Raw genomic sequence first — 2,634 nt, 5'->3', positions numbered from 1 at the left:
CCCACCCGACTTCCCCGCCCTGGGGCGCCGCCGCGGTCGCACGGTGGGCAGGCCTGCGGTTCACCCACCGACCCGTCCCCGGTGCGGGATCGACCGGGCTGCGGCAGGCGGTGCGAGCCCTGGAGGCCGGGGCCCCGGTCCTGCTCTACAGCGGGGGACGTTCTGCCGTGCGGGGTCGGGCCCCGGTGCTGCCACGGCACGTCGTCCTCGTCCTGCCCGGGTCGCGGGGGTCGGTCCTCTGGGAGCCGGCCGGCGGGGCGACGTACCCGGTGACCGCGGCCCGTCTCGTCCAGGACACCCTCGGCGGCGCGGCCCTCGGCGGGTGGCGGCACACCGCCTGGGTCGTCCTGCCGCGCTAGGTGTGCCAGGACGCCTGCGTTGGCGGGCCTGACGCCGCGGCGTCACGATGGAGGTTCGACCGCGTGAAGGGAGCCATGATGAGCACGACCCCCGGCGACAGCACCTGGGCCGATGCGGGCCTGGTCCCCCCGGAGAGCTCCGAGGTCCCCGACCCGAGCCGCAAGACCGTCCCGGTGGAGCCCGAGCACCAGCCCGCCGCCCCCCGGCCCGACCTGCTCGGCGAGGCGGACGAGCCCGACGTCGTCGAGCAGGCGCAGGGGCTCCCCGAGGACGAGGCCGAGGAGTACCCCGGGAGCTGACCAGGCGGGGATCGGGGCCTCGAGGCGGGGCCGAGGTCTGCCCGGCGGGGCAGTAGCGTGGTGCCCATGAGTCGTGCCGCAGCCCCGCCCAGCCCCGAGGAGATCGCCGCTCTGCCGAAGGTCGTCCTGCACGACCACCTCGACGGAGGGCTCCGCCCGGCCACGGTGCTCGAGCTGGCCGCGCAGATCGGTCACCCGCTGCCGGCCGCGGACGCCGAGGCCCTGGGGGCGTGGTTCGAGTCCACGGCGAGCGCCGGCTCCCTCGAGCAGTACCTGGAGACCTTCGCGCACACGGTGTCCGTGATGCAGACCGCAGAGAACCTTCGGCGCGTCGCCCGGGAGGCCGTGGTCGACCTGGCTGCCGACGGCGTGGTGTACGCGGAGCAGCGCTACGCCCCCGAGCAGCACCTGGCCGGAGGGCTCAGCCTGCAGCAGGTGGTCGACGCCGTCGGGGCCGGCCTCGACGAGGGCGTCGCGCTGGCTGCCGAGGAGGGACGCAGCATCCGCGTCGGTCAGCTCCTCACCGCCATGCGGCACGCGGACCGCAGCCGGGAGGTCGCCGAGCTCGCGCTCGCCAACCGGGATCGGGGGGTGGTCGGCTTCGACCTGGCCGGGGCCGAGGCGGGGCACCCTGCCGGGCGCCACGAACGCGCCTTCCGGATGCTGCGCGCAGCCAGCTTCCCCGTCACCGTGCACGCCGGGGAGGCGGCGGGGGTCGAGTCGGTCGCCGACGCCCTGCACCTCGCGGGGGCGCTGCGCCTGGGGCACGGCGCGCGGCTGGTCGAGGACCTCACCCCGGGGGCACCGACGGACGAGGACCCGAGCGGGATCTCGGAGACCCGGTTGGGACGGGTGGCGCACTGGGTGCGTGACCAGCAGGTACCCCTCGAGCTGTGCCCGACCTCCAACCTCCAGACCGGCGTGGCCACCTCGGTCGCCGAGCACCCGATCACCCTGCTCGCGCGCCTCGGCTTCGCGGTCACGATCAACACCGACAACCGCCTGATGTCGGCCACCTCGATGACCCGGGAGATGACCCGGCTCGTCGAGGAGGCCGGCTGGTCCCTGGCCGACCTGCGCGACGCGACGCTCACGGCCGCCTGGAGCGCCTTCATCCACCACGACGAGCGCGAGGCTCTCGTCGAGGACGTCCTCCTGCCCGCCTACACCACCTCGAACGGACGGCACCGCGCATGACCACCCCCACCCCCACCCCCTCGGACCGCGCTGCGGTCGCCCGCATGGTCGACCACACCCTCCTCAAGCCCGAGACGACGCGGGCCGACGTCGAGGCCCTCGTGGCCGAGGCCCAGGCCCTGGGCGTCTACTCGATCTGCGTCTCGCCCTCGATGCTCCCGGTCGACGCGGGGGAGGTGCTCGTCGCGACGGTGTGCGGGTTCCCCTCGGGCAAGCACCACAGCGAGGTCAAGGCCGCCGAGGCTGCTCGCTCCGTCGCCGACGGCGCGCACGAGGTGGACATGGTGATCGACCTCGGTGCAGCTCGCGCGGGGGACTTCGCCGCGGTCGAGCGTGACGTGGCGGCGGTCCGCGCCGCGGCCCCCGCCCCCGTCGTGCTCAAGGTCATCATCGAGTCGGCTGCCCTCAGCGACGAGCAGATCGTGGGCACCTGCCGCGCCGCCGAGGCCGCGGGTGCGGACTTCGTCAAGACCTCGACCGGGTTCCACCCCGCCGGGGGCGCCTCGGCGCACGCGGTGCGGCTCATGGCCGAGACGGTGGGAGGGCGCCTCGGGGTCAAGGCCTCGGGCGGGGTCCGGACCGGGGCTGCGGCCCGCGAGATGATCGCTGCCGGGGCGACGCGCCTCGGCCTCTCGGGGACCGCGGCAGTGCTCGACGGGCTCGACGGGCTCGACGAGCCCGCTTCCGACGACGGTGCCGCGACCTCGGGCTACTGACCACGCACGGGCGGTCGTCGGCCGCCCGTGCCTCGCCGCGGGCGACGATCGTTACGCGTGCG

The 2,634-nt window shown here is 75.5% G+C and carries 3 protein-coding genes and 1 pseudogene; all 4 read left to right on the top strand.

Translation table 11 applies throughout. The features are described 5' to 3' along the window. Positions 1 to 359, top strand: a pseudogene (locus tag L0B03_RS16360) (hypothetical protein); the annotation flags it as partial. A gap of 78 nt (positions 360 to 437) precedes the next feature. Next, on the top strand, positions 438 to 659 hold the full coding sequence (locus L0B03_RS16355) for a hypothetical protein (protein WP_250447847.1): 222 nt from the start codon (positions 438 to 440) through the stop codon (positions 657 to 659). A gap of 66 nt (positions 660 to 725) precedes the next feature. Next, entirely contained in the window at positions 726 to 1,856 is a 1,131-nt protein-coding gene (locus tag L0B03_RS16350; protein ID WP_250447845.1) for an adenosine deaminase, read from the top strand. Further along, positions 1,853 to 2,572, top strand: coding sequence for a deoxyribose-phosphate aldolase (gene deoC / locus L0B03_RS16345; RefSeq protein ID WP_250447842.1), 720 nt, complete (start codon positions 1,853 to 1,855; stop codon positions 2,570 to 2,572). Before L0B03_RS16350 ends, deoC begins: the two co-directional genes overlap by 4 nt. Positions 2,573 to 2,634: the final 62 nt, after the last annotated feature.

It is taken from the genome of Actinotalea sp. C106 (genome assembly GCF_023630195.1).
Taxonomy (GTDB): domain Bacteria; phylum Actinomycetota; class Actinomycetes; order Actinomycetales; family Cellulomonadaceae; genus Actinotalea.
The sequence above is the reverse complement of the archived record's forward strand: the minus strand, read 5'-3'. Positions and strand labels throughout refer to the sequence as shown.

Excerpts from the sequence above, each read along its gene's own strand:
- L0B03_RS16350 (WP_250447845.1), top strand. The coding sequence starts at position 726 with ATGAGTCGTGCCGCAGCCCCGCCCAGCCCCGAGGAGATCGCCGCTCTG.
- deoC (WP_250447842.1), top strand. The coding sequence starts at position 1,853 with ATGACCACCCCCACCCCCACCCCCTCGGACCGCGCTGCGGTCGCCCGC.
- L0B03_RS16355 (WP_250447847.1), top strand. The coding sequence starts at position 438 with ATGAGCACGACCCCCGGCGACAGCACCTGGGCCGATGCGGGCCTGGTC.